Origin of the sequence: Arthrobacter zhaoxinii (assembly GCF_024385505.1) — a bacterium.
Lineage (GTDB): Bacteria > Actinomycetota > Actinomycetes > Actinomycetales > Micrococcaceae > Arthrobacter_B > Arthrobacter_B zhaoxinii.
The window spans coordinates 608,865-633,952 of sequence record NZ_JANFLT010000005.1; the positions used below are offsets into that span (position 1 = coordinate 608,865).

The 25,088-nt window shown below is 67.3% G+C and carries 29 protein-coding genes; 23 read left to right on the forward strand and 6 right to left on the reverse strand.

From position 1 onward, the window contains the following. Positions 1-64 precede the first annotated feature (64 nt). Positions 65-922: an SDR family oxidoreductase gene (locus tag NNX37_RS10295; RefSeq protein ID WP_255792488.1), complete on the forward strand. Its 858-nt coding sequence runs from the start codon at positions 65-67 to the stop codon at positions 920-922. An 8-nt stretch (positions 923-930) separates the two neighbouring features. On the opposite strand, the gene NNX37_RS10300 is transcribed toward NNX37_RS10295, so the two are convergent. Continuing rightward, positions 931-1,122, reverse strand: a complete 192-nt coding sequence (locus NNX37_RS10300; protein WP_255792490.1) for a hypothetical protein — start codon at positions 1,120-1,122, stop codon at positions 931-933. A 258-nt stretch (positions 1,123-1,380) separates the two neighbouring features. Between NNX37_RS10300 and NNX37_RS10305 the strand changes: the two genes are divergently transcribed. Both NNX37_RS10305 and NNX37_RS10310 read left to right on the forward strand, forming a co-directional pair. Continuing rightward, positions 1,381-2,910, forward strand: coding sequence for an MFS transporter (locus NNX37_RS10305; protein ID WP_255792492.1), 1,530 nt, complete (start codon positions 1,381-1,383; stop codon positions 2,908-2,910). Further along, positions 2,897-3,460: a TetR/AcrR family transcriptional regulator gene (locus NNX37_RS10310; protein WP_255792494.1), complete on the forward strand. Its 564-nt coding sequence runs from the start codon at positions 2,897-2,899 to the stop codon at positions 3,458-3,460. Before NNX37_RS10305 ends, NNX37_RS10310 begins: the two co-directional genes overlap by 14 nt. Here the strand turns inward: NNX37_RS10310 and NNX37_RS10315 are convergent. Then, positions 3,457-4,209: a CPBP family glutamic-type intramembrane protease gene (locus tag NNX37_RS10315; RefSeq protein WP_255792495.1), complete on the reverse strand. Its 753-nt coding sequence runs from the start codon at positions 4,207-4,209 to the stop codon at positions 3,457-3,459. The two genes, NNX37_RS10310 and NNX37_RS10315, sit on opposite strands and share 4 nt — an antisense overlap. 528 nt (positions 4,210-4,737) lie before the next feature. Between NNX37_RS10315 and NNX37_RS10320 the strand changes: the two genes are divergently transcribed. Together NNX37_RS10320 and NNX37_RS10325 are read left to right on the forward strand one after the other, a co-directional pair. Then, on the forward strand, positions 4,738-6,003 hold the full coding sequence (locus tag NNX37_RS10320) for a ScyD/ScyE family protein (protein ID WP_255792496.1): 1,266 nt from the start codon (positions 4,738-4,740) through the stop codon (positions 6,001-6,003). Positions 6,004-6,109: 106 nt separating this feature from the next. After that, the gene (locus tag NNX37_RS10325) at positions 6,110-6,364 is read left to right on the forward strand and encodes an antitoxin (RefSeq protein ID WP_255792498.1); all 255 of its coding nucleotides are present in this window, start codon (positions 6,110-6,112) and stop codon (positions 6,362-6,364) included. Positions 6,365-6,460: 96 nt separating this feature from the next. Here NNX37_RS10325 and zapE read toward each other — a convergent pair whose 3' ends face one another. Then, positions 6,461-7,498, reverse strand: coding sequence for a cell division protein ZapE (zapE, locus tag NNX37_RS10330; RefSeq protein WP_255792499.1), 1,038 nt, complete (start codon positions 7,496-7,498; stop codon positions 6,461-6,463). A gap of 155 nt (positions 7,499-7,653) precedes the next feature. Here zapE and NNX37_RS10335 point away from each other — a divergent pair, with 155 nt between their 5' ends. Beyond that, positions 7,654-8,157: a hypothetical protein gene (locus NNX37_RS10335; RefSeq protein ID WP_255792500.1), complete on the forward strand. Its 504-nt coding sequence runs from the start codon at positions 7,654-7,656 to the stop codon at positions 8,155-8,157. Between the two features lie 93 nt (positions 8,158-8,250). Here the strand turns inward: NNX37_RS10335 and NNX37_RS10340 are convergent, their stop codons facing one another. After that, complete coding sequence (locus NNX37_RS10340) at positions 8,251-10,167, reverse strand: DUF222 domain-containing protein (RefSeq protein ID WP_255792502.1); 1,917 nt, start codon at positions 10,165-10,167, stop codon at positions 8,251-8,253. 371 nt (positions 10,168-10,538) lie between these two features. Between NNX37_RS10340 and NNX37_RS10345 the strand changes: the two genes are divergently transcribed. The 4 genes from NNX37_RS10345 (at position 10,539) to NNX37_RS10360 (ending at position 13,049) form a co-directional block, all read left to right on the forward strand. Next, positions 10,539-11,438 carry a sulfurtransferase gene (locus tag NNX37_RS10345; RefSeq protein WP_255792504.1) on the forward strand — a complete coding sequence of 300 codons (900 nt, stop codon included), beginning with the start codon at positions 10,539-10,541 and terminating at the stop codon, positions 11,436-11,438. Between the two features lie 30 nt (positions 11,439-11,468). Continuing rightward, on the forward strand, positions 11,469-11,945 hold the full coding sequence (locus NNX37_RS10350) for a SufE family protein (RefSeq protein ID WP_255792506.1): 477 nt from the start codon (positions 11,469-11,471) through the stop codon (positions 11,943-11,945). A 54-nt stretch (positions 11,946-11,999) separates the two neighbouring features. Beyond that, positions 12,000-12,509, forward strand: a complete 510-nt coding sequence (gene ybaK, locus NNX37_RS10355; RefSeq protein WP_255792507.1) for a Cys-tRNA(Pro) deacylase — start codon at positions 12,000-12,002, stop codon at positions 12,507-12,509. Positions 12,510-12,656: 147 nt separating this feature from the next. Next, the gene (locus tag NNX37_RS10360; RefSeq protein WP_255792509.1) at positions 12,657-13,049 is read left to right on the forward strand and encodes a hypothetical protein; all 393 of its coding nucleotides are present in this window, start codon (positions 12,657-12,659) and stop codon (positions 13,047-13,049) included. Between the two features lie 49 nt (positions 13,050-13,098). Here the strand turns inward: NNX37_RS10360 and NNX37_RS10365 are convergent, their stop codons facing one another. After that, a complete protein-coding gene (locus NNX37_RS10365) occupies positions 13,099-13,827 on the reverse strand; it encodes a class I SAM-dependent methyltransferase (protein ID WP_255792510.1) in 729 nt (242 codons plus the stop codon). Positions 13,828-13,977: 150 nt separating this feature from the next. Continuing rightward, positions 13,978-15,240 carry an alpha/beta hydrolase family protein gene (locus NNX37_RS10370; protein ID WP_255792511.1) on the reverse strand — a complete coding sequence of 421 codons (1,263 nt, stop codon included), beginning with the start codon at positions 15,238-15,240 and terminating at the stop codon, positions 13,978-13,980. A gap of 96 nt (positions 15,241-15,336) precedes the next feature. Here NNX37_RS10370 and NNX37_RS10375 point away from each other — a divergent pair, with 96 nt between their 5' ends. From NNX37_RS10375 to NNX37_RS10435, 13 genes are all read left to right on the forward strand, one after another. Beyond that, positions 15,337-15,828: a hypothetical protein gene (locus tag NNX37_RS10375; protein WP_255792513.1), complete on the forward strand. Its 492-nt coding sequence runs from the start codon at positions 15,337-15,339 to the stop codon at positions 15,826-15,828. Between the two features lie 14 nt (positions 15,829-15,842). Continuing rightward, positions 15,843-16,289 (forward strand): peptide-methionine (R)-S-oxide reductase MsrB, encoded by a 447-nt coding sequence (gene msrB / locus NNX37_RS10380; RefSeq protein WP_255792514.1) that lies wholly within the window; start codon positions 15,843-15,845, stop codon positions 16,287-16,289. A gap of 6 nt (positions 16,290-16,295) precedes the next feature. Next, positions 16,296-16,844, forward strand: coding sequence for a flavin reductase family protein (locus tag NNX37_RS10385; RefSeq protein WP_255792515.1), 549 nt, complete (start codon positions 16,296-16,298; stop codon positions 16,842-16,844). A gap of 110 nt (positions 16,845-16,954) precedes the next feature. Then, complete coding sequence (locus NNX37_RS10390) at positions 16,955-17,275, forward strand: ferritin family protein (RefSeq protein WP_255792516.1); 321 nt, start codon at positions 16,955-16,957, stop codon at positions 17,273-17,275. Positions 17,276-17,311: 36 nt separating this feature from the next. Beyond that, positions 17,312-17,758, forward strand: coding sequence for a hypothetical protein (locus NNX37_RS10395; RefSeq protein ID WP_255792517.1), 447 nt, complete (start codon positions 17,312-17,314; stop codon positions 17,756-17,758). Then, positions 17,755-18,765 (forward strand): hypothetical protein, encoded by a 1,011-nt coding sequence (locus tag NNX37_RS10400; protein WP_255792519.1) that lies wholly within the window; start codon positions 17,755-17,757, stop codon positions 18,763-18,765. The genes NNX37_RS10395 and NNX37_RS10400 overlap by 4 nt, the downstream gene beginning before the upstream one ends. Then, positions 18,752-20,107, forward strand: coding sequence for a V-type ATPase 116kDa subunit family protein (locus NNX37_RS10405; RefSeq protein WP_255792520.1), 1,356 nt, complete (start codon positions 18,752-18,754; stop codon positions 20,105-20,107). Before NNX37_RS10400 ends, NNX37_RS10405 begins: the two co-directional genes overlap by 14 nt. Next, positions 20,104-20,559, forward strand: coding sequence for an ATP synthase subunit C (locus NNX37_RS10410; protein WP_255792521.1), 456 nt, complete (start codon positions 20,104-20,106; stop codon positions 20,557-20,559). The genes NNX37_RS10405 and NNX37_RS10410 overlap by 4 nt, the downstream gene beginning before the upstream one ends. Beyond that, complete coding sequence (locus NNX37_RS10415) at positions 20,556-20,789, forward strand: hypothetical protein (protein WP_255792524.1); 234 nt, start codon at positions 20,556-20,558, stop codon at positions 20,787-20,789. Before NNX37_RS10410 ends, NNX37_RS10415 begins: the two co-directional genes overlap by 4 nt. Next, entirely contained in the window at positions 20,786-21,313 is a 528-nt protein-coding gene (locus tag NNX37_RS10420) for a hypothetical protein (RefSeq protein WP_255792527.1), read from the forward strand. Before NNX37_RS10415 ends, NNX37_RS10420 begins: the two co-directional genes overlap by 4 nt. After that, positions 21,310-23,094, forward strand: a complete 1,785-nt coding sequence (locus tag NNX37_RS10425; RefSeq protein WP_255792529.1) for a V-type ATP synthase subunit A — start codon at positions 21,310-21,312, stop codon at positions 23,092-23,094. The genes NNX37_RS10420 and NNX37_RS10425 overlap by 4 nt, the downstream gene beginning before the upstream one ends. Beyond that, positions 23,087-24,469 (forward strand): V-type ATP synthase subunit B, encoded by a 1,383-nt coding sequence (locus NNX37_RS10430; protein ID WP_255792531.1) that lies wholly within the window; start codon positions 23,087-23,089, stop codon positions 24,467-24,469. Before NNX37_RS10425 ends, NNX37_RS10430 begins: the two co-directional genes overlap by 8 nt. Continuing rightward, positions 24,466-25,065: a V-type ATP synthase subunit D gene (locus tag NNX37_RS10435; RefSeq protein WP_255792533.1), complete on the forward strand. Its 600-nt coding sequence runs from the start codon at positions 24,466-24,468 to the stop codon at positions 25,063-25,065. Before NNX37_RS10430 ends, NNX37_RS10435 begins: the two co-directional genes overlap by 4 nt. Positions 25,066-25,088 lie beyond the last annotated feature (23 nt).

Consider the following 25,088-nt stretch of genomic DNA (forward strand, 5'->3'; position numbering starts at 1 on the left):
CTACTCTGTCACCGATTCCTGCCGCCGGGATGGCCTCCCGGATCCTCGTTGAAAGGAACCATCCATGAGCATTGCCATCTTCGGTGCAACCGGACAGCTCGGCGGCCTCACGATCGACTCCCTGATAGGACGCGGCACCGCCCCGGGGAACGTTCTTGCCCTCGGCCGCAACCGGGACCGCCTGTCCGAGCTTGCCGACCGCGGCCTGCGTACCGCACGGGTTGACCTTAACGACGCCGCCACCGCAGCCGGTGTGCTGGACGGCGTCGAAAAGGTCCTGCTTATTTCCATGAGCGAACCGGGACGGCGCGTGCCGCAGCACGCCACCGCGGTGGAAGCGGCGCAGGATGCCGGGGTTCGTCATCTGGTCTACACGTCGGTTCTTGACGCGCCGACGACGGTGCTCGCCCTCGCTCCGGATCATCGGGCCACGGAGGAGCTCATCACCGCCTCCGGCATTCCGTCGACCTTTCTGCGTCACGGCTGGTACACGGAAAACCACCGGCAGGAGTTCGACGCCGCACGCCGGACGGGCGTCGTTGCCAACAGTGTGGGTTCAGGCCGCATTGCCAGCGCTCCGCGCCGGGACTATGCCGAGGCGGCCGCCGTCGTGCTGAGCACTCCGGGCCATGAGGGCAAGGCCTATGAGTTGTCCGGGGACACGGCCTGGACCTACACGGAGTTCGCGGCTGCCGCGCAGGAGGTGCTTGGCACCCCCGTCCGCTACGAGGTCCTGACACCGGCGGAGGAACAGAAACAACTGATCGGCCTCGGACTCGATGAGGGGACCGCTGGATTCCTGGGCACGCTCAATGCCAACATGCGCGACGGCGCGCTGGCTCCGGCGCCGGGAGAGCTGTCCAAGCTGATCGGAAGGCCTACCGAGCCGCTGATCGAAACGATGCGTTCCTGGATCGGCTGAGCAGCGTCTTAGGCCGACGTGCGGCGGCGCCTGACATCCACGAATTCGAAGGCGAGAAAAGCGCCGATCCCCAACGGAACCCATTGTGCCGACGCAATACCCGGCGAAAACACGGGTGCCACCACGAGCGCCAGAATCAAGCAAAAAACCGCAACACCGAAAATCACGACTTCCGCGGACGACCACTTCGCCTTTTCCATCACTGCTCCCCCTGATATCGCATTGGAATATCCGCTAATGCACGGGCTTCCGGCCCCGCGCATTAGTGAAACTATTGCGTGGGCCGCGAATACCGTCAAGCCCTAGGCGGCGGTGTCCGGAGTGGTCTCGCGCAGATTCGATAATCTCTCGGCTTGGTATGTGTAATGCTTTCGCCGCGCTGAGTCCTTGCCGGAAGGCCGAATGGTTCGCCAGCCTAGCGATCGGCAACGAACCATATGGTTTGTTAGCCTAGGGACATGAGCACGTACCCCCACATCTCTCCGGCCAAGGCGGGGCGCAAGGAATGGCTCGCGCTCATCGTCCTGATCCTGGCCGTGACCCTGCTGGCCATTGATGGAACCGTCCTCTACATGGCTGTCCCCGCGCTGACTGCCGAGCTTGCGCCTACCGCGACACAGATCCTCTGGATCGGTGACATTTATTCGTTTGTCCTCGCCGGGCTGCTGGTAACCATGGGCAACCTCGCGGACCGGATCGGCCGTAAACGGCTCCTGATGATCGGGAGCATCGCCTTCGGCGGTGCCTCTCTGCTGGCGGCCTTCGCGCCTTCCGCGGAGATCCTGATTGCAGCCCGCGCTTTGCTGGGTATTGCCGGCGCGACCATCATGCCGTCAACCCTGTCGATCATCCGCAACCTGTTCCACGATCCGGTCCAGCGGACGCGGGCCATAGCTATTTGGTCTGCCGGAGCAATGGCAGGCGGCGCGGTCGGGCCGCTGGTAGGCGGCGCCCTGCTGGAATTCTTCTGGTGGGGTTCGGTCTTCCTGATCAACGTTCCGGTGATCGCCCTCATCGTGGTCCTTGGCATTTGGCTCCTACCCGAGTCGCGCAATCCCGACGCCGGAAGAATCGACCTCGTTTCCGCCGTGCTTTCGGTACTGGCCATTGTGCCGGTGGTCTACGCCGTCAAGCAGGTGGTCGGTCAAGGGATCGACTGGTCCGTCTTCCCGGGCCTCCTCCTTGGTCTGGCCGCCGGGTGGGTTTTCGTCCGGCGGCAGCAAAGGCTGGAAACACCCCTGGTCGACATCAGCCTGTTCCGCATTCCAGCCTTCGGCGGAGCGGTTGCCGCCAACGCGCTTTCGATCTTTGCCTTCTTCGGACTGCTGTTCTTCTTCTCCCAATACCTGCAATTGGTTCGCGGATACTCCCCCTTCAGGGCCGGCATGGCCGAAATGCCCGCGACGGTTGCGTCCCTGGCCGTTGTAGGTGTGGTCGGGTTCGCCTTGTCCAAGCTGGGTCTGGGGCGTGCGATTGCAGCCGGCCTGCTCATCGGTGCCCTCGGGCTGGCGATGCTCGGGCTGACCGAAGGGCTGCCCAGCTACCTGGGCATAGGAATTGCACTGGCGGTGATCGGCCTGGGGACGGGCCTGGCCATGACGCTGTCCACGGATGCCGTGGTGGCTGCGGCTCCGCCGGCACGTGCCGGTGCCGCATCCTCTATCGCCGAGACGGCCTATGAGCTCGGTGTTGCCCTGGGCATCGGTGTCCTCGGATCGGTCCAGACCGCCCTCTACCGGGCGCAGCTGGAGGTTCCCGCCGGCACGCCGCCCGAAGCGGCGGCAGCGTTGCAGGATTCCCTGGCCAGCGCCGCCGGTGAACTGGGCGGAACCGATGACGCATTGCTGGCCCTGGCGCAGCAGGCGTTCACGCACGGCATGCAGGTGACATCGTTTATTGCTGCCGCGCTGCTGGTGGTGGCCGCGGTTATCGCCTGGCAGCTCATCCCGTCGGACAAGAACACCGGAGGACCTCATGGAACCCGCTGAATCGATAGCAACACGCGACAAGGAGCGGACCCGGCGAGCGATTATCGACGCCGCGTCCCGAATGTTCTACACGCACGGCGCGAACGTCAGCCTGGCTGACATTGCGGCAGCAGCCGGAGTGTCCAAGGGTGCGCTGACCCACCACTTCACCACCAGAAGCGCCCTTGAGGAAGCAATCCTGGTAGACGTGTCACAGCGCTTCCGGGACGCGGTCCACGAGCGCTTGGATTTATCAGAGGACCGGCCGGGCAGGCTGCTCCGCGCGTACATCCGGACTTTGACCGACGACGACGCCGCAGCACGAGACGTCTTCTCGGCCGGTTCGCTCCTGCTCATTATCGGGAGTGACCAGACCGGCCAGGAGGTGCTTAAGGCAGATGCGGAGAAATGGCGGAAAGCTTTCGACGCCGACGGTATCGATTCCGTCCTGTCGTTGATTATCCGCTATGCGGCTGAAGGAATCGCTGCCTCTGTCGGAACCCCCTACCTGACTGCGGCTGAACTCAAAGCCGCCCGCGCCCGCCTTCTTGCGATGGCGGAACCTGCTTAGCGGGAGCCCGTTTCCCCCGACCCCGCTTGGCCGGCCCGGCGCTCCAGCCGCCGCCGTATGGCTACGAAGACAATGCCGGCAAGGACTATGTGCACCAGGACAAGAGCGATAGCGTCCGGTTCAACAAACGTGATGGTCCATCCTGAGTCGAGCCATCCCGTTCCGCCGAGAATCGTGCGGGTGACCGTCAGCTGCGTCCAGTGGAATGCAACCGCCACCAGCAACGCCCCGGACAGAGGGATGCGGCGGGCCGCTATGAGCGCCAGCCCGAACAGCACCAGCTGCACGATATAAACAACCGGGTCATTGCCTGCCGGGAACACCTCGATGTGCCCGCCGTCGCCCCCGAGCATCGTGCTGACAGCCCACCGCACCGGACCAACCACCACTCCAATGAACGGGAACAGGGCCGTGGTCACCAGCGTCGCGACCGCGGTCCCCCAGCCGTCCCGCAGGTTCGTCCAGACATACCCGCGCAGGGCCAGTTCCTCCGGAAGCGCCTCATAGAGGGCCAGCACCACGCCGTTCAAGAGGAGGAAGCCCAGGAAAGCGGCGACGTCGACCTCTTCCACACGTATCCACCCGGCCAGTCCGGCGGGTAGCCAGACCAGAAGTCCGGTCACGGCGCCGACGGCGACGCCCAGGGTCAGCGGGCGGACGGCTGACCGGCTGAGGCCGAGCCCGTCCAGACCGCGGTGGTCCAGCCTACGACGCAGCAGCACGATGCCCGGCACCACAATGGCGGTCATCAGGAGTGCCTGTAGCAGGACTACAGCCAGCCGCCCCCACCCAAAAGCCTGACCTAGGGCTTCCGAGATTCCGATCGCCACACCCAGGCCGAGTCCAAGGAACACCCAACCGAGGACCGCTGTCAGAGCTGCCCGTCCATGCGCTATTGGCCGGCGGGTGTGCTCCGGTAGCGGGGACGGGGCTCCGGGGGTCAAAGTGCGTGCAGGCATCGATCGGTCCTCGTGCGTGGGCGGTAGGGCATCGGTGATATGGCCCCAGTCCACCACTCGAAACCCCATGACCTCTGGAGCCACGCCCGGGCGGCGGACAGCACCTCGAGCCCGGCGTGCAGCCGGAATACTCACATAGGCGCCCGCGGACTACTTGGTTTTTCTGAGCGCCGAGCCGGCCCATGTGCAAAAGCTACGTGTTCGCGGAACTCAGCCGCCCCTAGGCTCGAACTGCCTCGGCCGGGGGCGTGGCGGGGAAACCACGGGAGGCCTGGAGGCAAGTCTCGCATTGCACCCACCAATGCTGAGGAGAACACCGTGAAGAAATCATCACCTGCCCTCGCCGTCCTTGCCGCAACTGCAGCTCTGGGGCTGGCGGCCTCACCTGCGTCCGCCGGCGGCCGGCACCACCCGCCGTCACCATCACCTGCTCCCGTTGCCGGGGAGGTAACCACCGTTGCCGACGGGCTGGTCAGTCCCCTCAGCTTCGCCGTCGGCCGAAGGGGCACCATCGATGTAGCCCAATCTTTCGCCGGGATCGTAAGCCGAGTCACCAACGGCGGCGGAATTGAAGTCCTTGCTGCGGCCCCGCAGGACCAGGAGTATGGCACCGCTTCCGTTTCCCGCACACGCGGCACCACTTACTTCTCGGTGAGTGCCGGGCAGGACTCGCGGGATCCGGCAACAAACATCGGGCTGCTGCAGTCCGTTGACCGGAACGGCAACGTTCGGACAGTCGCCGACATTGCCGGCTATGAATATGCTGCGAACCCGGACGGCATCAATACCTATGGCTTCGAGGAAGCGGTTCCCGCCGATTGTGCCGCTCAGCTGCCGGAAAGCATTCAGCCGGCGCCTTACACAGGCCTGCGGGACTCCAACCCGGTTGCTTCCCTGCCGGGACGGAACGGAATAGTCGTGGCCGACGCCGGGATGAATGCCCTGGTCCTGGCCGGCTACGACGGTAGTGTCTCCACGGTTGCCGTGCTGCCGCCGATTCCGTTTACGTTCCCTGCCGGCCTCGGGTTTCCCGAGTGCATCGTCGGACTCACCTACATGGCGGAACCCGTCCCAACCGACGTCGAACGCGGACCCGACGGCGCCCTGTACGTGACTTCGCTGCCGGGATGGTTTGACGCCGGCGCCCCCGGATCGGTTTACCGAATCAATCCGGTTACGGGCGCGCCGGAGCTGGTGGCCTCAGGATTCGTCGGGGCAACCGGACTGGCGGTGAACGACAACGGGGACATCTTCGTGGCAGAACTGTTCGGCAACCGGATTTCCGTGGTGCCCGCCGGGACAGGCACCCCCCAGCTGTTCCTGGAGGTCAACCAGCCGGCCGCCCTGGAACTGCGCGGGGACGGCTTGTACGCGTCCGTGGATGTGCTGGCCGGAGGTGCACCGCAGGAGCCGGGTGCGGAGGAACCGCCGGTCGCAGAGCCGCCGGCCGAACCCGCGCCGCCGGCCAGCAGCATCATCCGGGTCGAACTGGATGACAACTGCCGCGGCTACCACCATCACCACCGCGGCGGACATCACGGTCACGCCGGTGACGGTGTCCGTGACGGCGGCGAGCGGGACTAGCGAAGGCTATGCCGGTAGAGGAAAGTCCTTTCCTCTACCCCCTTGCGGACCTACCATGGACGGGAACGGGAAACGAGCGGGTTTCCCCTGTGAAAGGAGGTGATCCGTGTCTGTATTTGACGAGCTCAAGGGCAGGGCCGGTGAGCTGAAGGAAAAGGCCACCGGATTTGTCGGACAGAATGCCGACAAGATCAAGGGCGGCATCGATCAGGCGGGGAACTTCGTGGACCAGAAGACCGGCCGCAAGTACTCCAGCAAGATCGACGGTTTCCAGAGCAAGGCCTCCGAAGCGGTTGATAAGACCAACCGCAACCGGGAGCCGGGTGCCGGCAACGGCCCCGAGCAGACGCCTCCGGCCTAATCAGCCCCAGGAGCACGACAAAGAAGCGCCGGTCCCGCCGAGAGGCGGCACCGGCGCTTCCTTCGTTTAACCTCCGGCGCGGCCGGACTCAGAGACTCAGGACGCTTCGCCTGTCTGGCCTTCACGGGCCAGGGCGGTCAAACGGGAGACGGCGCGGAAATACTTCTTCATGTAGCCGCCGGCCATCATTTCCTTGGTGAACAGCTGATCGAACGGAACACCGCTGGCCAGGATCGGCACATCCTTGTCGTACAGCCGATCCGCCAGCACTACAAAGCGCAGCGCCACGGACTGTTCGGTAATGGTCTGCACGTTGTGCCAGGCCACGGCGTCGACCCCGTCGATCAGCTGGCGGTACCGGCTGGGGTGGACCTGGGAGAGGTGGTTGATCAGTTCGGAGAAGTCGTCAACGGCGACGGTCCGGCCGGAGAATTCCGCCTCCATCCGGCTTTCCAGTTCACCGTCCGAGACCGGCTGCGGGGATTCGGGCAGTCCGCGGTGGCGGTAGTCCTCGCCGTCGATGCGGACGACGTCGAACTGGTCCGCCAGGACCTGGATCTCGCGCTGGAAATCAACGGCGGCAAAGCGGCCTTCGCCCAGGGAACCCGGCAGGGTGTTGGAGGTCGCTGCGAGCTTCACGCCGGCGTCGGCCAGCTCACGCATGAGGCGGGACATCAGCACCGTGTCGCCCGGATCGTCGAGTTCGAATTCGTCGATGCAGACCAGGTTGTAGGTGCTCAGCGCCTCCACGGTCTTGCGGAAGGACAGCGCGCCCACCAAGTTGGTGTACTCCACGAACGTGCCGAAGGCCTTGGGGCCTTCCACTGCGTGCCAGAGGGAGGCCAGAAGGTGGGTCTTTCCGACGCCGAAACCACCGTCAAGGTAGAACCCGGCTTTGGTCTCGGGCTTTTTGCCGCCGAAGAACTTCCGCAGGGCACTGGGCTCCGGAGTGTCGACGTCGGCGGCGAAGGTGCGCATCGCGCCCACGGCTTTGGCCTGCGACGGCTGCGCCGGATCGGGCCGGTAGGAATCGAAGGACACGCTGCCGAACCGGGGCGAGGGGAAGAATCCCTGCAGCAGTTCATCCACCGATACCTGGGGAGTACGTTCTGTCAGGTGCTCGAGTTGTGCCACTGCGCGCTTTCCGTCCGTTTGATGCCTGCGTCCGGCAGGTGCCTGGACTGCTTTCCTGCGGCGTTTCGCCGCCCTCGCAACGATACGCCAATGCGTCTGGGAATTTGGAAACGCGGCCGATGGACGGAGCAGGGCCTGCAGCCCATAGTCGGAGCATGACAATGCGGAAGGATGTCGGATGGTTCCGACGGTATTCGGCGGGCGAGCTGGGGCTTATGGGGTTGGAGTTCGGTACCTCCGCTGCTGCCGCGGGTGGCGGCATGCTCCTGGCTCTGCGTCCTGACGGCGCGTTTCTGCATGCCGATCCGTCCGTGCTGCGGCGGACCCCGTTTCGGAACTGGCGGCTTCCCGGCCTGCTCCTGGCCGCGGGTTGCGGCGGGGGCTATCTGGCTGCGGGGCTGCTGCACCTGCGGCGGCACCGTTTGGCGCGGTTGGTTTCGTTTGCGGCCGGTGTTTCTCTCATCGGTCTCGAAGCGTGGGAAATCGTGGTTGTCGAGTATCAGCCACTGGAGGTGATGTTCGCGGCGGTCGGTGCCGCCGTTGTTGTGCTGGCGTTGCGTCTGCCGCCGGGGACTTTCGCTGCAGCCTTTCCTGCGGCGGCACCTGCGCCACACTTCTGGCGTGGTCAACCGCGACATCGCGCGGACGTCACCAACTGAACGGACGTCGCCAATTGAACTGAAATCGGTGCCGCCAACTGAACTGAATAAACAGTGCCGTGATTATTTAATCTGCTCGCTCAGTAGGTCTGCTCAGAACGGCGGTATCGAGTCCTCCAGATGTTCTTGCAGCGCTGATTTGGTTTGTCCCGGCTTTCTCTGCTTGGAATCCGGTCGCGGGTCAGGGTCCGGTGCTCGGCTTGGTGTTGTTTCCGGTGGTCCGAGTTCCAGGAAAGGTTCGGTCCGGTAAATGCGTCCGGTCGGCGAGGTCCACTCGATCACTCCGGGGGTCGGTTGGGAGGCTTTCCAAAGGCCCAGGGTCTTGAAGCGGTGATGCCTGCGGCAGAGGTGTTCCAGGTTCCCGTGGTCGGTGGGACCGCCGCGCGCCCAGTCGATGGTGTGGTCGATGTCCGCGTTCGCGGTACTGACCCGGCAGCCGGGAAATCGACAGGTTCCGTCGCGGGCCCGAAGCCAGCGGCGAAGCCCGGCCGGAACTTTCCGGCGCCGTCCCACCCCCAGGATTTCTCCCGTCTCCGGATCCTGCACCAAACCGGTCCAGCCGGCAGCGTTCCGGGCGAGCCGTCGGGCCGCTTCGGCGCTGATAGGTCCGTAACCGTGCAGTTCGGCCGGCTTGTCGTCGACTCCGAAAAGTGTTTCGGCGTTGATCAGGACCATGATCTCAGCCCGCGGCACGACGCTGCCGTCATCACATCCAGTCCCACCGGCGCCGGCCGCCCTGGTCCCGCCCGCACTCGCCTTCCCGGCTGCCCGGCCACCACTGTCAGTCGTGCCGCCCGCCTTGCCACCGCCGTCAGTCGTGCCGCCCGCCTTGCCACCGCCGTCAGTCGTCCCGCCCGAGCCTGAGCGGAGCCCGCCCATCAGCAACTGGGCCAGAATGTCGGCACGCAGCTGATCCGTGGACCGGGAATCCCCGGCCGCCTGCTCACCACGGGCTGCGGTACTGAGGGTCGTGTAGATCTGCTGCGCTTCCTCGGCCCGCAGATACGCGGACAGGCAGGACATGCCGTCTTCTTCCTGGTCCAGGGTGACCTTGCGCTGCTCGAACGCGGTCAGGTGTCGTTTGCTGATCGTGTCCGGAAACTTGGTTTCGCGCAGCCGGCGGGCCTTGCAGGCAAACTGGGCTCGGGTCTTCCCCTCAGCAGCCTTCAACAGGTCCGCCTCAAATTCCGGGAGCACCTCCGACGGAACCTTCTGGCACTGATCCAACACGACCTGCGCGTGCTGGTAGGACAGCCGTCCTTCTTCCAGAGCGGTCAGTGTGGCGGCATGGGTGCTGCAGAGCATGCCCGCTTCGAACAACAGCCGCTGCCCGGTGACCTGCGGGACGTTCAGGATGGCGGCGCATTCAGAAGCTGCGAGGCTGAACGCCATCCCGGGTTCGAGTCGCCCCGACGCGGCATGGAAATCGTCCCGGAAAATCTCCTTCATCCGGTTCATCAGGCGGGCCTCCTGCGCCTGTATCCAGGACATCGCATGCGCCATCCGGGACAGGGCTTCGCCGACCGTTGTTTCGTCAAAGGATTCAATGTTCTGAAGGGCGAGAGTCCCGGTAAAACCGTCCGGATATCCTTCGGCAGGACTATCGGCTTCGGAATCGGAGGCTGTGGGACCTCCGGGATCGGGTGCTGAACAATCGTCTCCGGAATCGGAGGCGGTGGGAGCTCCGGGATCAGTTGACTCGGATGGGTCTCCGGCACTAGGCCCGGCATCAGGAACGGGAATGTCGGCTGACCGGGTGCCGGCCTCGGCGTCCTTCTCGTGAGCGGTGGGAGCTCCGGGCCCAGATGGCTCGGCATCGAAAGGAGTGGCAGCGGAAGTGTCCGTACTCGCGTCAGCAGTCCCGGAAGACTGGGCAGCCAGTTCCGCCCGGTACACCGACAGGGTGCAAGGCTTACGGGACGCATCTGCTTCACCAGCCTTGCCATCGGGCTGCTGGTCTTCACTGCCTGGTTCTTCGGTTGTCCGTCCGGTGTTCCCGAGCTGATCCATACCTCAGGATTTCATCCGGCACTGACATTTCCGGTCCAAAAACAGCCCCAAAACAGCCCCTCCAAGAAACCGAAAATACCTGTCTTTCCAACCCCACTACCTACCTCAGGACGCTGATACTCCAGACTCTGCATCCAGGGCCAAACAGAGCCCCTCGCCGGATCGGTCCGTCCAACCCGAGCTGCACCCGCGATGATGATTTGCGGGGTCAGCCAGTTGGTTTGCGGAGTCGGTCAAACCGCAGGACACCGGCACCCGCAACACGCTCGCAGGCCCCGCCCACCTCTCCGATTCGGTCCGTTGGAAGTTTTCCGTCCCCGTCGTCGTTAGGCTAGATAGAAGCCCAATTGTCGAGGAAAGAAGTTTCGCGTATGTCGATCGCAGCTGACAGCAGCCCCAAGTTCACCGCTTATGCCCATCCGGAACGTCTGGTCTCCACACAGTGGCTGGCCGACAACCTGGACGCGGAGAACCTGGTGGTCCTCGAATCCAACGAGGACATCCTGCTGTACGAAACGGGACACATCCCCGGTGCCCGGAAGATCGACTGGCACACCGACCTCAACGATGCCGACACCCGCGACTTCGTAGACGGCAAGGCCTTCGCCCAGCTGATGGCCCGCAAGGGCATCGCCCGGGACTCCACCGTCGTCATCTACGGCGACAAGAGCAACTGGTGGGCCGCCTACGCCCTCTGGGTTTTCACCCTGTTCGGCCACGAGGACGTGCGCCTGCTCGACGGCGGCCGCGACAAGTGGATTGCCGAAGGCCGGCCGATGACCACGGACAAGGTTTCCGTGGACCCCACCGAGTACCCCGTCGTGGAGCGCAACGACGAGAAGATCCGCGCCTTCCTGCCCGACGTCGTCGGACACCTGGGCAAGGGACCGCTGATCGACGTCCGCTCCCCCGCCGAATACACCGGCGAACGCACCCACATGCCCGATTACATGGACGAGGGCGCCATGAAGGGCGGGCACATCCCCACCGCTAAGTCCGTCCCGTGGAGCAAGGCCGCCGCAGAAGACGGCACCTTCCGCAGCCGGGAGGAACTTGAGGCGCTGTACAAGGACGACGCCGGGCTGAAGGAGGGCGACGACGTCGTGGCCTACTGCCGCATCGGCGAACGTTCCAGCCACACCTGGTTTGTCCTCAAGCACCTGCTCGGCTTCGAATCCGTACGCAACTATGACGGCTCCTGGACCGAATGGGGCAACGCAGTCCGTGTGCCGATTGCCCGCGGTGAAGAACCCGGCAACGCCCCCAGCTGATCTTCCACCGCTTCAAAGAAAGAACCACGCATGACTGCCACCCCTGAAACCGCCGTCCCGGACTCCCTGGCCGAGATCATTGACGACTTCCAGGCCATGGAGGAATCCGACCGCCTGGAACTGCTGCTGGAATTCTCCCGCAGCCTGCCCGAGCTGCCAGCCGAAATAGCCGACCGCCCCGAACTGCTGGAACAGGTCGTGGAATGCCAGTCGCCGGTGTTCCTCAGCCTGGACGTGGACGACTCCCCCGAACACCTGGTGTCGCTGTTCTTCAAGGCACCGCCGGAGGCTCCCACCACCCGCGGGTTCGCCAGCGTCCTGTACGAAGGCCTGAACGGGCTGCCGGCCGCGGACATTCTGGCCGTTCCGGCCGATGTTCCTGACCGTCTTGGCCTCACGCGGGCCATCACCCCGCTGCGCATGCGGGGAATGTCCGCCATGCTGGGACGCATCAAGCGCCGGCTCGCCCAGCACGAAAAACTGGCACAGCAGCCGTCGCAGCCGTAACCGGCCGCGCCCAGGTGTAACTAGGGCGGCCGCAGGAGCACAGGAGGCGCAGCTATGTCAGGACACCGCGACAAGCATTCGGGCAAGGGCGCGACGCCGGCCACGCGGGTGCTGGACGAAGCGGGGGTTACGTACGCGGTGCGTCATTATGAGCACGACGCCGGCGCGCCGTCGTACGGGCTGGAAGCCGCGGAGAAGCTCGGCGTGCCGCCCGAAGCTGTCTACAAAACGCTGATGGTGGACCTCGGCGGGCACCTCGCCGTGGCTATGGTTCCGGTGGCCCTGAACCTGGACCTGAAGAAGTTCGCCACGCTGATGGGTGCGCGCAAGGCCGTGATGGCCGACCGCCGCGACGCAGAGCGGCGGACCGGCTATATGGTGGGCGGCATTTCGCCGCTGGGCCAGAAGCACTCCTCCCCCGCAGGAATCGATTCCCGAGTGGAACTGCTGGACACGGTGTATGTATCGGGCGGCCGGCGGGGCCTGCAGATCGGACTCTCACCCTTCGATCTCATCCGCCTGACCCACGCCGTTGCGGCGCCGATCGCTGCGGTGCCTTCGTGACGGAACCGGTTATGCTTCTCTTGCACTAAACAGGCCAGATGAGTATGGGGAACCGGCGAATTGGGTGAAAGAAGAGCGAGACGGCTGAAAGAGCTGACACAGGGTACTGCCTCAGCGGATCTGCCAAAAAGCCCGCCGAGATCGTTCTTGAGCAACCTGCTTTTCTGGGGAACCGTATCCATATTGGCGGTCGTCATCTTGTTGAGTTCGGTTGGAGCGTGGGCTCTGGGCGCCTACGACGACGGGCATCGGGATCGAATCGAATGCACTGTAACTGGTGCCGTAGCCGATGATGGCAATCCCATGGGCCGTCGTTCCTGGTCCACGCCGGCTGTCGAGATCAACACTTCCGATTGCGGGTCTCTGGTGTTCACCGGCGGAGCCGGCAAGGACGCAGACAATGCCATAGCGGAGGAACTGGCACAGGGAGGACGCTTCTCGTTTGAGATGGGGCGGGCGACCCGGTCGCTGAGCGGGTTCTTTGACGCCGCCGGCATTAGCTGGACACCAGAGGTTTTGTCCTACCAGAAGATCGACTGAATCAGCCGGCGGCTGCCTCCGTGCTTTCGTGAGTCAGTGCTTTCCTGAGTTAGTGCTTCCGAAGGTGGTGCAGCGCGAAGCCGTAGCTGAGCCGGACCCGCTGCGGATCGGAGCTTAGCCAGTCATCGGAAGTCCCGCTCGGGAACTCCATGCTGATGACATCAACCAGATCCTGCGGCTGATCGAAGGTCCAGCTGCTCATAACGAAAGATGTCGAGGCATCCTTCTCCGCCCACCAGCTCTTGATGTACCCGCCCTCGCCTTGGTGGGCCGACGCGTTAGCCGCTTCAAGCAATGCCGCAAACTCGCCGTCGTGCTGATCGTTGTCGATCACCACCAGCGAGCCGCCCGGACGCAGCACCCGCAGGACTTCCTCCAACCCTGCCGTGCAGTCGTTCTGCGGTGACGGAAAGAAGTACGCGAACCGGGCATGGACAACATCCACCGAAGCGTCGGGCACCGGGATGTGTTCGGCCGATCCGTGCAGGACCTCGGCTCCGCCGGGCCGCGCACGGGCAGCGGCGAGCAGCTCAGGATCAGGCTCGACGCCGACGACGGTATCTGCGCGTTCGGCGTAGCGGGGCAGCCAGAAACCGGTGCCGCAGCCGAGGTCGAGGAGAGTCCGTCCCGCCCATGGGGCCAGGAGCTCAAGTGCTGCCCAGATCACGCCTTCACGGTCCAGTGCCTGATTCTCGACTTCATACAGGTCAGGATGTGACCCCTGGTTCCAGGCACGGAAGAAGTCCTCCGGCGCTGCGGTCTCCTGCTGGTCCGGCATTTTGTCCCCCGTAAGCGTCTAGGTGCGCCTTTAACCTACTCTGGGCCGGGTGAGGTTCTGTGCAGGCTGAGCATGCCGGAATTTCCCCTGTGGTTTGTCCGGATCCCTGCGGTTTGTAGCAAACCCTCCGGGGAACCCGGAAGTAACCCGCTACTCCGCGTCGACCCGGTGCTCCGAGGGATGCCGGGTGCGGCCCAGGGCATCGTTCAGCCAGCTCAGCACCACACGCTCCCACCGCTCCGGATCCACGTTGTATTCCTTGGTGTGCCGGGCCCTGGTGAAGGGCTCGAACGTAATGACGTCCGGGTTCTTCTCCGCCAGTTCCGCGGACGGGCCGTACGGCACAAAGTCGTCATCCTTGCTGTGCAGGATGAGCGTGGGGGTCCGGATTTCCTCCGCCCGGGTCACCCAGTCCATGCTCTTGAGGTCCAGCGGCGCGGCCAGGCCGGTCAGCGCGCGGCCGGCAGCATTGGAAATCAGCCACTGGCCCAGCCGGCCGGCCTGCGCCGGAATCCGGTTCACCCGGGCATGGTGGGCCAGCACGTCCACCCAGTTGATTACCGGACCGTCCAGCACCATGGCGCGGATGTACCGGTTCAACGGTGAACGGTCGGCAGCCTGCAGGCTGATTGCCCCGCCCATCGACCAGCCGAACAGCACCACGTCCTTGGCGCCGTGGTCCAGGGCATAGCGGATGGCCGCCTCGACGTCCTGCCACTCGGTCAGGCCCAGCCCGTAACGGCCGTCGGGAGCGTAAGGGGCCTCGCCGTCGTTGCGGTAGGAAATCACCAGGCTGGTCAGTCCGGCTTCCCGGGCGGTGTGCAGTGCCCGCAGGCACTCGGTGCGCCGGGCGCCGCGGCCGTGGACCATGATCGCCCAGGTCTCGGCCCCGGGGGTACGCACCAGCCAGGCCGGCGCTTCTCCCCCGTCCACGGGAATGGAGACTTCCTCTTCCGGAAGGCCGACGGCGGCGGGCGAGGGATAGACGGAGCCGCTCCACCAGCCGCGCCGGGCCTTGCCCAGGTCGCCGCTGTACACCTCCTCTACATCCCGCTGCACGGTACCCTCGCGCGGCACATAGGAGCGGATGGCACCGATCCGGGCGTGACCGTCGCCGTTGTCGAAGTACAGGCTGTAGGTGCCCTCGACCGTGGTGTCGAGGTTGGCCGGCAGAATGATCTGGCGGCCGTGCTCGCTGTCGGGGACAGCCAGGATTTCCAGGTTCGCGTCCCGCGCGCGCGCCGGCGTGACAACCTGGCGCGCGAAGTAAATGCCGAGGCCGGAGGCGGCCGCCACGACGGCGGTGGATGCTGCGGCGCCGATGCCGGCACCGAACGCCGTCCAACGGACCCACGGAACCGACAGAACCGGGGTGGTGCCGGCGGACGCATCAGGAGGAACGGAAATACCCATAGAACATTTTTACCGGATGGGCACAGGCTCCGTGTAACGGCAGGCCGGTGCGGCCCTGATGAGAGCTTCACGGAGGGGCGTACTAGGCTGGTGCGCATGACTTCGACAATTGTGGTGCTGACGGAAGAATCGCTGGGTAGCCGCGATATTGAGAACCTGCGGTCCCTGGTGGGCGATGCCCCCGTCCGCTTTGACGTACTGGTGCCCGCCGATCCGGGACGGAACCTGCTGGTGGACGTGCTGGACAACCTCAGCCTGCTGGATTTCGCGGAAGCGTTCCGGAGCCTGACCGGCGGCCGCCAGTCCAAGGCCGACGAGGTGAAGGAAGCTGTCACCTCGCTCGCCGACTCCCTGGAGCAGCTGCACGCGGCCGGTATGGAGGCCACCGGCACGGTCACCGGTGAAGACCCGGTGGCCGCCGTCGTCGAAACCGCCAAGCGGACGTCCGCGGACCAGGTGGTCGTGATCACCCGGCCGCACGCCGTCGAGGATACGTTCCGCACCGACTGGGCCAATGAAGCCCAGGACCGCCTCGGCGTACCCGTGCTGCATCTGTACACCGGCTCGGGATTTATTGGCGAGTCTTAAGCGTTGACGCGGATATGACTACCGAAGAGAACACCGGAACCGTCCCTGTCCAGAAGACCGACGAGCAGTGGCGCGAGGAACTCACCCCGCAGGAATTCGCGGTGCTGCGCAAGGCCGGCACCGAACGGCCGTACACCGGCGAGTACTGGGACACCAAGACCGCCGGCGTGTACCAGTGCCGCGCCTGCGGCAGCGATCTGTTCACCAGCAGCGAGAAGTTCGATTCGCACTGCGGCTGGCCGTCCTTCTTCGCCCCGCTGGCCGAGGGCAAGGTGCGCTACCTGCATGACCGCAGCATGGGCATGGACCGGGTTGAGGTCCGCTGCGCCAACTGCGATTCGCACATGGGCCACCTGTTCGAGGGCGAAGGTTTCGACACACCCACCGATCAGCGGTTCTGCATCAACTCCATCTCCGTGAAGCTGGTCCCGCAGGACGCGTCCGCCGGCACCGCAGAGTAGGACCCCATGGAGCACGGAGTCTTTCCCGGGGAAACCGTGGCCGGGCCGGACGTCCCGGACGAGGTCATTGACACGTACCGGGAGCTGAGCGCGGACATCGCGTCCGGCGTCGGCGTGGTGTCCACCCGGCTGCGCGGACGCGACTACGCGGCTACGGTCAGCGGGTTCCTCTCCGTCTCCTACGATCCGCCCACCCTCCTGGTGAGCCTGTACGCCGAGGCGCGTATTGCAGAGGCAGTGGTCGACGCCGGCAGCTGGGTCCTGAGCCTGCTGCCGGCCCGGCTGCGCGGCACCGCCAACTGGCTCGCCAGCCCCGGCTCGCCGCTCGAAGGGCTCCTGACCCAGGTCGACTACGGCAGGGCGCCGGAAACCGGGGCCGTCATCATCGAGGACTCGATCGCCTGGTTCGAAGTCCGCACCACGCAGGTGACGACGGCGGCCACACACCAGCTGGTCATCGGCGAGGTGGTGGCCATGGGCCGCCGGGCCAACGCCGACGACGAGGCGGACCCGCTCGTGCACTTCGCCTCCGCCTACGCCCGGCTGGCCCGCTGATCCTGCCCGGAACCATTGTTTCCCCACCGCGTCCCACGTAACGTCGAGGAACGGGGGAAACGTTCCGCAGCCGCATGGACGGCGGGACCACCGGTCCTCAGGAGATGCAAATGGCCACAGACCAATACCATGAGCCGCCTTCCGAACTTCCCGCAGAAACCCGGACCTTTGCACGCATGTGCGCCAGTCTCGCCGAGGAAGCCGAAGCCATCGGCTGGTACGTCCAGCGGATGGCCGTGGAGCCGGATGCCGAGTCGCGGGCCATCATGCTCGATTCACTCGGCGAGGAATTCAAACACTTCAGCATGGAACTGGAATTCCTGCTGCGCCGCACTCCCCTCTGGCGGGACATCGCCCGGGGCATCCTCTTCACCGACGGCGACATAGTCCGGCACGGCGAGGCCTCGGAGGCTGAAGCCACCGGCGACTAGCCGTAACCGTTTTTCCTCCGCTCAGGGAGGTGCCGCATGGCACGCAACAGCCTGCTGGACCGTTTCCGTCCCGTCGGCGCGCCCGGGCCCGCCGGACCCGCCGGTGTTCCGGCCACCGACGACGAGGGTATGGCCGCTGAGCTCATCCCGGTCTTTGAATCCCTCGACGCCACGATCAGCGAAAGCCGCGGCCGCACCGAATCCGCCGAGGCGCAGGCCCAGCAGACGGTGGCCGCCGCCCGCCGGCAGGCCGCGGCCCTGGTGGAGCAGGCGCGGATGGACAGCGCCGCCGTACGGGCCGATGCCGCGGCGCGGGTGTCCGCCGAAGCCGCCCGCGAGGACGAACAACTGCTCGCCGCCGCCAAAGAGGAGGCCGAAACGCTCCGCAGGCAGGGCGAATCCCGCGTACCGGAGCTCGCCTCCGCCATCGTGGCAGACCTGGTGCAGGACCTCCTGGGCCGCGGAACGGACACCGGCGAATGAGGGCGGATTGGGTGGCAGCCTCGGTGCGGGCCCGGTCCATGGCGCAGCGGCGGGTAGGCGCCGGCACGTGCCGTGAACTGTCCACGCTGCCGGACCTGCCGGCTGCCGTCGAGGCGCTCGAGGGGTCCGTGTACTCCGACCAGCTCTCCAGCGCCCGTACGCTGAGCTCCGCGCAGCAGGCGACCCGGCGGACCGTGCTTTGGCAGCTGCGTGTCCTGGCCGGCTGGCTGCCGGCCGGCGGCACGCCGCTGGTGCGGGCGGCAGCGGCACGGTTCGAGGCGGACAACATCCTCGCCCTCGCCGCCGCCCTCCGGGCAGGCCCCGGCACCACGGCCGGCCCGGCCGCTCCGGCAACGCCCGCCTCCACGGGCGTTGCCGCTATGCCGGCATCCGCTCCGCCGGCGTCCGTTCCCCCCGCCGCCGCTGCCTTCGACCTGGGCGGCCTCGCCATGGCCTGGCCGCGGCTGCGCACCGCAGACTCCACCGAGACGCTGTTCGCGATGCTCGCTGCCTCCCCGTGGGGGGACCCGGATACCGAAACGGCGCTGCCGGACCTGCTGACCGCCGTCTGGCTCCGCCGGCTGGCCTCAACCGCGCCGGCGGCACGCCCGTGGGCCGTGGCCGGTGCCGTGCTGACCGCAGCCCGTCTGCTGCTGGTGGATCGCATCCGACCTTCGGACCGGCTGGTGTCCCTGCTCCGCCCCCTGATCGGCACCGGCTGGACCGAAGCCGCTTCGCTGGCGGAACTCACCTCTGCCCTGAGCCCCGCGGCAGGCCAGGTCCTGGCCGAGGTGCAGGAGCCGCACGAACTGTGGCAGGCCGAAGCCCGCGTTGCCGCACAGGTGGAAGCAGACGGCTTCAACCTGCTGCGGGCCGGACTCCCCGGCCCGGACGTGGTGCTCGGCGCCATGGCGGTCCTGGCCGCGGATGCCTGGCGGGTCCGGGCCGCTCTGGCCGCGGCAGCTGCAGGATTCGGGAGAAGCGAGGTGCTCGATGCCGTGGCGTGAAACCCTCAGCCCGGTCCGGATGGACCGCATTGCCCTGGTCTGGCCGGTCGATGCCGCCCGTCCCGTGCTCACCGAGGTGGCCGCCAGTGCCGCCGTCGAACTGGATCTGCCCTACGAACCCGGCAACGGCCCGGAGGAACTGGACCGCGCTGCGGACGCCGCCGTCGTGCACGGGCCCGTGGCCGGGCTCGTCGGCTGGTCCCCCAGCCGGCAGCTGCCGGAGCTGCGGAAGGCTCTGGAACCGCACGGCGCTTCCGCGGTGCCGCTGCGCCGGCCCCGCGGGGTGCAGCCGCCCACCCAGCTCACCGGGGAGGAACGACGCCGGCCGCGGCTGTCCCGGCTGCTCGTGGACACCTACACCACGGTCCCGTACGCGGACCTGGACCCGGCACGGATAGCCGCGGTGGCCTACGTCGTGATGTTCGGAATGATGTTCGGCGATGCCGGACAAGGCGCGCTGCTGGTGATCGCCGGACTGCTGATCCGGTTCCTTCCGGTGCCGTGGCTGGACCGGTACCGCAAAACCTGGCTCTTCATCACCGGCGCGGGTGCCGCCGCGGTGTTCTTCGGCGTCCTGTACGGGGAGTTTTTCGGCCCCACCCATGTGCTGCCCGTACTGTGGCTGGAACCGCTCGAAGAACCCATTCCGCTGATTGTCGCCGCCCTGGTGCTCGGAGCGGTGCTGCTGGCCGGATCCTACGCGCTGGGCAGCATTAACCGGGTCCGGGAAGGCGGCTGGGGCTATGCCCTGTACGCCCGCTCCGGGTTGGCCGGGGCGCTGCTGTTTACCGCCATCGGGCTGGTGGCCTGGGGACTGCTGGCGGGCAGCCCGGTGATCCTGGTGGCCGCCGGAACCGTCGCGCTGGTTGCCCTGGTGCTCATCTTCATCGGGCTGTTCGTGGAATCCGGCGGGGGTCCCACCGGCGGGCTGCAGGCCACGGTAGAGCTGGTGGACACCGTGGTGCAGCTGGCATCGAACCTGGTGTCCTTCACCCGCCTGGCGGCGTTCGGGCTCACCCATGCCGCCCTGATGATGGTGGTCTGGCAGGCGACAACCGCCATCTGGGAACCGGGCTGGCGGATCATTCCCGCCATCCTGATGTTCGTGCTGGGCAATGTGCTGACCTTCGCCCTGGAAGGCCTCGTCGCCGGTATCCAGGCCCTGCGGCTGGAGTACTACGAGCTTTTTTCCCGCGTCTTCACGGAGGAGGGACGCCGCTTCCGGCCCTGGGCCCCCGACCTCGGTGCAGCCTCCGCCTCCCCGGCCACCGCCTCCCCCGCCGCGGCCTCCGCCGTTCCCGCTGCCTCCGCCCTTCCCCCTGTTGAAAGGCACCTGCCGTGAATCCCTGGTTTGCCGTCCTTCCTCTGGTCCTGATTCTCACCGTCCTTCTGGCCGGGGGCGCCCTGGCCCTGATGCGCCGCCGGCGGCGGGCCGGGGTCCGCGCATTGCTCGCGCTGAACGCCTTCCTCATGGCCGGAGCGTTGGCACTGCTGGTCTCGGCATTAAACGCAGCCCCGGCCACGGCGGGCAGCGGCAGTGCCGCGGCCACCGCTGTCGCTGCCGCCACGGACGGCAGCGACAGCAGCGGCGCCGCCCTGCTCGGCGCAGCGATCGCCGTCGCCGGATCCTCCATCGGCGCAGCCATTGCCGTGGCCTACACCGGTTCAGCCGCCCTGGCGGCCATGAGCGAACGGCCGGAAATCTTCGGACGGGCCATGGTGGTGGTGGGCCTGGCGGAAGGCATTGCCATCTACGGACTGATCATTTCCATCATCCTCATCGGCCAGGCATGAGCCGCCGGGAAGGAACCGTGGCCGCGGTGGGCAGCCCGTCCCTGCTCGAGGGGTACCGGCTCGCAGGGGCGGGACTGTACCCGGCCGCGGGGGCAGCGGATGTGCGGGCGGTCTGGGCGGGGCTGCCGGACTCGGTCTGCGTTGTCCTGCTCACGCCCGACGCCGCGGCGCATCTGAGCGACGAACTGGCGGATCCGGCGTCGCCCCTGACGGTGGTGCTGCCTTCATGACCCGGTTGCCGCAGGGTGCCGAGACAGCCCTGGAGCCGGTGCGCCGGGCACTGCAGCAGGAAGCCGAAACGACGGTGGCCCGCTCCGATGCCGAGGCACGGCAGCAGGCAGCGGACCTTCTGGGCCGGGCTCAGGCCGAAGCGGACACCATCCACCGCACCGCGCAGCGGGAAGGTGCAGAGGCCGCCCGCGCCGAAGCCGTTGCATCCTCCGCCCGTGCCCGGCGGCAGGCCCGCCGGACGGTGCTGGCGGAGCAGGAGCACCTGCGCAGCCTCTTGGCCCAGCAGGTGCAGGAGCAGGTGCGCGAAGTGCGGCGGGACCCGCGCTATCCGCAGATCCTGCGGAGGCTGACCGCGCAGGCGGACCGGATCCTCGGACCGATGGCCTCGGTCACCGAAAGCCACAAGGGCGGCGTCATCGGCACCGCAGGCTCGCGGCGGCTGGATTTGTCGCTGTCCACCCTGGCGGAGCAGGCACTAGAGGACCATGCCGGGGAGGTGCGGCGGTTATGGCACGACGCGTGAGGACTCCGAACCCCGCTGAAACAGCAGGCAGCGGCCGGATCACCCGGGTCAGCGGACCACTCGTGGAAGTCAGCGGGCTGCCCGGGCTGTCCATGCTCGAGGTGGTCAACATCGGGCCCGACGGCATCGCCGCGCAGGCGGTATCCATCAACGGAGACGAAGCCACGCTGCAGGCCTACGAATACACCGGCGGACTGAAGGCCGGCGACCGCGCCGAGCGGACCGGACACCAACTGGCCGGACTGCTGGGGCCGGGGCTGCTGGGCACGGTCTTCGACGGGCTGCTGCGTCCGCTCTCCTCCGCTCCCCTGTGGCTCACGCAGGAGCGGCAGAGTTCGGCCGAAGACCCGGCGGTGCTGGAGACCCTGTGGGAGTTTGCGCCCTCGGTCACGGTCGGCGACACCGTGCGGGCCGGTCAGGTCCTCGGGACCGTGCCCGGAGTGGGGACGGTCGAGTTCCGGGTGCTGGCACCGCCGTCGGTCTCCGGGGAGGTGACGTGGCTGGCCGAAGGCAAGGTCCGGCCGCTGGACCCCGTGGCCCGGATCGGCGGCGTGGAGGTGCCCCTGGCGCAGCGCTGGCCGGTGCACACTCCCCGGCCCTTCGGCGAGCGCATCACCGATGTGGTGCCGCTGCAGACGGGGCAGCGGGTCCTGGATCTGCTGTTCCCGGTTCCCCGCGGCGCCGCGGCCGCTGTCCCCGGCGGCTTCGGCACCGGCAAGACCCTCACCCTGCAGCAGATCGCCAAGTGGTCCAACGCGGACGTGATTGTCTATGTGGGCTGCGGCGAGCGCGGCAACGAGATGGCCGACGTCCTCGAAGGACTCTCCGGACTGGACGACCCCCGCACCGGCGGCAAGCTGATTGACCGGACCGTCATCATCGCCAACACCTCCAACATGCCCATGATGGCCCGGGAAGCCTCCATTGCCACCGGCGTCACCGTGGCAGAGTTCTTCCGCGACATGGGTTACGACGCCGTCGTGATTGCCGATTCCACCTCCCGCTGGGCCGAGGCGCTGCGCGAGTTCGCCAACCGCAACGGCGACCTCCCCGCGGAGGAAGGCTATCCGGCCTCCCTCGCCAGCGAACTGGCCGCGTTCTACGAGCGGGCCGCCCGGGTGCGCACCCTGGGCGGGGCGACGGCGTCGGTCACCGTGATCGGGGCGGTCTCCCCTCCCGGCGGCGACATGAGCGAACCGGTCACCACCGGCACCCAGCGCTTTGTCCGTTCCCTGTGGCTGCTGGACCGGGACCTGGCCTACTCCCGGCACTACCCCGCGGTCAGCTGGCGCGGTTCCTTCTCCCGCGACGCCGAGTCCCTGGGCCGCTGGTACGCCGCCCACGGGGATCCGCAGTGGGCGCAGCGCCGGGCGCAGGCCTCCCTGCTCCTGGCGGAGGCTGACCGGCTGACCGCCCTGGCGGAAATCATCGGTGCTTCCTCCCTCCCGGGACACGAGCAGATGGTCCTGCTGGGCGGGCGGCTGCTGCGCGACGGGGTGCTGCTGCAGAACGCGCTCAGCCCCAATGACGGCTACAGCTCGGCCGGGAAGGGCGCCGCCCTGCTGCAGGCCGTGCTGGACGTGGTGGAAACCTGCCAGACCCTCGTGGCGCGCGGAGTGCCGCCGGCCGACGTCGACCGTTACGACTTCACCCCAGTCCTGCGCCTGCGCGAGGACACCGGGCCCACAGACGCCGCCGGTGTGGAGGAGCGCGGCCGGGCCTTTGTGCGGCACCTGACCGAGACCCTGGACCAGCCGGCGACAGGAGATGCGAATGGCTAGCAGCAACCGGGCGCGGGTGGGCCACAGCGATGTGCGGGAACTGCGCGGACCACTGCTGGTCCTCGGGGACACGGAGGGCGTGGGCTGGGACGAGTTCGCCACGGTCGACGTCGAAGGCTCGGCCCAGCGGCACGGGCTGGTGCTGGAGGTCGACGGTGACGAAACAACCCTGCAGGTACTCGAAGGCACCGAGGGGATGGCGCTGGGCGGGGTGGAAGTCCGGTTCTCCGGCCGGCCGCTGGCGGTGCCGGTGGGCACCGGGTGGCTGGGCCGGGTCTGCAACGGGCGGGGTGAGCCGCTCGACGGCGGTCCGCCGGTCACGGCGGAGACCAGTTCACCGGTGAGCGGCTGGCCGCTGAACCCGGTGTACCGTGAACCGCCGCAGGACCCGGTGATTACCGGCATTTCCGTGGTGGACGCCCTCACCACCCTGGTCCGCGGGCAGAAGCTGCCGATCTTCTCCATCCCCGGGCTGCCGCACCTGACCCTGGCCACGCAGATCGCCGCGCAGGCCACCGTGTCCTCCGGGCGGGCCTTCCGGGTGGTATTCGCCGCCATGGGGATGACCCACGCCGATATCGCCTATATCCGTGACCGGCTGGAGGAACGCTCCGCGGCCGGTGAACTGGTGCTGCTGCTGAACGCCGCCGACGATCCGGTGATCGAACGCATCCTCACCCCGCGCATTGCGCTCACCATCGCGGAGTCCCTGGCCTATGACGACGGGTCGGACGTGCTGGTAGTGATGTCGGACATGACCAGCTACGCCGAGGCGGTGCGCGAGGTGTCCGCGGCCCGCCGGGAGATCCCGGCCCGGCGGGGCTACCCTGGCTACCTCTACAGCGACCTGGCCACCCTGTACGAACGCTGCGGACGAGTCCGGGGACGGGAGGGGTCGGTGACCGTCGTGCCGGTGCTGACCATGCCCGCCGGGGACATCACCCACCCGGTGCCGGACCTGACCGGTTACATCACAGAGGGGCAGGTGGTGCTCGACGGCGACATCGACGCCCGCGGCATCTACCCGCCGGTGGACGTGCTCTCCTCGCTGTCACGGCTGATGCGCAGCGGCGCCGGCCGGGGCCGGACCCGGGAGGACCACCTCGACGTCGCGGCCCAGATCCTCTCCGCCATGGCCCGCGCCCGGTCGGCTGCGGAACTGGCCGAACTCGTGGGGGCCGCCGCGCTGAGCGAAACCGACAAGGCCTACATCGAGTTCCGGACCGTGGTGGAGAAGGAACTGCTCAACCAGGGACGGGACGAGCTGCGCACCCTGGAGCAGACCCTGGACCTGGCCTGGCAGGCGCTGTCCCTGCTGCCGCGGCGTGAACTGACCATGCTGTCCGGCGAGTTCCTGGACCGGTACCTGCCGTGAGCGGGTTCCGGTCCGGCGGCAGCCGGGCCGAGCGGTCCGAAGTGCAGCGGCGGCTCGCCACGGCCCGGCGCGGAGCCGAGCTGCTGGACCGGAAGCAGCGCATCCTGCAGGCCGCCATCGACGGACTGCAGGAGCAGGCTGACGCCGGCATCCGTGCCTGGGAGACCGCCGCCCGGACGGCAGCGGTGTGGCTGCAGCGCAGCACCGGGCTGGACGGTGCGGACCGGCTGCTGGAGGCCGCGCCGCCGGACCCTGCCGTCGCCGTCGTGCAGTGGGGCGGGGCCATGGGCATCTCCTATCCCGAGTCTGCGTCCTGCACGGTGCCGCCCGCCCCGCCGCCGGGCGGCAGTTCCGCCCTGGCGTATACGGCTGCGGCGCACCGGACGGCACTGGAGGCGGCCGTGTCCGCTGCGGCCGGGCAACGGGCCCTGCTGCTGGTATCGGAGGAACTCGCCGCCACACGCACCCGGCAGCGGGCTGTGGAGAACCGGTGGATCCCCCGGCTGGAGGAACAGCTGACCGCCATCGAACGCCGGATTGCCGAACAGGAACTGGAGGAGAGCCTGCGGCTGCGCTGGGCCGCCGGGCTGATGTGAGGGCGGGAGCCCGGGGTTAGGTC

Excerpts from the sequence above, each read along its gene's own strand:
- NNX37_RS10335 (WP_255792500.1), top strand. The coding sequence starts at position 7,654 with ATGACAATGCGGAAGGATGTCGGATGGTTCCGACGGTATTCGGCGGGC.
- NNX37_RS10400 (WP_255792519.1), top strand. The coding sequence starts at position 17,755 with ATGAGGGCGGATTGGGTGGCAGCCTCGGTGCGGGCCCGGTCCATGGCG.
- NNX37_RS10310 (WP_255792494.1), top strand. The coding sequence starts at position 2,897 with ATGGAACCCGCTGAATCGATAGCAACACGCGACAAGGAGCGGACCCGG.
- NNX37_RS10305 (WP_255792492.1), top strand. The coding sequence starts at position 1,381 with ATGAGCACGTACCCCCACATCTCTCCGGCCAAGGCGGGGCGCAAGGAA.
- msrB (WP_255792514.1), top strand. The coding sequence starts at position 15,843 with ATGACTACCGAAGAGAACACCGGAACCGTCCCTGTCCAGAAGACCGAC.
- NNX37_RS10430 (WP_255792531.1), top strand. The coding sequence starts at position 23,087 with ATGGCTAGCAGCAACCGGGCGCGGGTGGGCCACAGCGATGTGCGGGAA.
- NNX37_RS10340 (WP_255792502.1), bottom strand. The coding sequence starts at position 10,167 with ATGGATCAGCTCGGGAACACCGGACGGACAACCGAAGAACCAGGCAGT.
- NNX37_RS10345 (WP_255792504.1), top strand. The coding sequence starts at position 10,539 with ATGTCGATCGCAGCTGACAGCAGCCCCAAGTTCACCGCTTATGCCCAT.
- NNX37_RS10390 (WP_255792516.1), top strand. The coding sequence starts at position 16,955 with ATGGCCACAGACCAATACCATGAGCCGCCTTCCGAACTTCCCGCAGAA.
- NNX37_RS10295 (WP_255792488.1), top strand. The coding sequence starts at position 65 with ATGAGCATTGCCATCTTCGGTGCAACCGGACAGCTCGGCGGCCTCACG.
- ybaK (WP_255792507.1), top strand. The coding sequence starts at position 12,000 with ATGTCAGGACACCGCGACAAGCATTCGGGCAAGGGCGCGACGCCGGCC.
- NNX37_RS10350 (WP_255792506.1), top strand. The coding sequence starts at position 11,469 with ATGACTGCCACCCCTGAAACCGCCGTCCCGGACTCCCTGGCCGAGATC.
- NNX37_RS10375 (WP_255792513.1), top strand. The coding sequence starts at position 15,337 with ATGACTTCGACAATTGTGGTGCTGACGGAAGAATCGCTGGGTAGCCGC.
- NNX37_RS10405 (WP_255792520.1), top strand. The coding sequence starts at position 18,752 with ATGCCGTGGCGTGAAACCCTCAGCCCGGTCCGGATGGACCGCATTGCC.
- NNX37_RS10315 (WP_255792495.1), bottom strand. The coding sequence starts at position 4,209 with ATGACCGCCATTGTGGTGCCGGGCATCGTGCTGCTGCGTCGTAGGCTG.
- NNX37_RS10370 (WP_255792511.1), bottom strand. The coding sequence starts at position 15,240 with ATGGGTATTTCCGTTCCTCCTGATGCGTCCGCCGGCACCACCCCGGTT.
- NNX37_RS10300 (WP_255792490.1), bottom strand. The coding sequence starts at position 1,122 with ATGGAAAAGGCGAAGTGGTCGTCCGCGGAAGTCGTGATTTTCGGTGTT.
- NNX37_RS10365 (WP_255792510.1), bottom strand. The coding sequence starts at position 13,827 with ATGCCGGACCAGCAGGAGACCGCAGCGCCGGAGGACTTCTTCCGTGCC.
- NNX37_RS10420 (WP_255792527.1), top strand. The coding sequence starts at position 20,786 with ATGACCCGGTTGCCGCAGGGTGCCGAGACAGCCCTGGAGCCGGTGCGC.
- NNX37_RS10385 (WP_255792515.1), top strand. The coding sequence starts at position 16,296 with ATGGAGCACGGAGTCTTTCCCGGGGAAACCGTGGCCGGGCCGGACGTC.
- NNX37_RS10415 (WP_255792524.1), top strand. The coding sequence starts at position 20,556 with ATGAGCCGCCGGGAAGGAACCGTGGCCGCGGTGGGCAGCCCGTCCCTG.
- NNX37_RS10395 (WP_255792517.1), top strand. The coding sequence starts at position 17,312 with ATGGCACGCAACAGCCTGCTGGACCGTTTCCGTCCCGTCGGCGCGCCC.